Source organism: Paraburkholderia sp. BR14320, from assembly GCF_040948665.1.
Classification (GTDB): Bacteria; Pseudomonadota; Gammaproteobacteria; order Burkholderiales; family Burkholderiaceae; genus Paraburkholderia; species Paraburkholderia youngii.
The window spans coordinates 1-255 of sequence record NZ_JBFPKG010000357.1 but is presented as its reverse complement, the minus strand read 5'-3'; the positions used below and the strand labels follow the sequence as shown (position 1 = coordinate 255).

Genomic DNA, 255 nt, shown 5'->3' with positions numbered 1-255 from the left:
ATGTTATCTTTCGTCGATATACGGATAAATACGCGCCAAGCTCAAACAGTTTCGGCATTTCAATGAAAATGATTCGACTCGATGACGTCCAGATCTTCGTGCACACGGTGGACTACGGCAGCTTCTCGGAGGCGGCGCGCCAGTTGAATATCGCGCCCGCCCATGCGAGTGCGTCAGTGCAGCGACTCGAAAAGGCGCTGGACACGCGCCTGTTCACCCGTTCGACGCGAAGCATGCAACTGTCGGACGCCGGGG

Annotated in this window: 1 protein-coding gene; it reads left to right on the top strand. The window is 56.5% G+C overall.

Annotated features, from left to right (window positions below; translation table 11 throughout):
* Positions 1-62: 62 nt before the first annotated feature.
* A partial coding sequence (locus tag AB3X89_RS40635) for a LysR family transcriptional regulator (RefSeq protein WP_368588110.1) occupies positions 63-255 on the top strand: 193 nt, incomplete at its 3' end.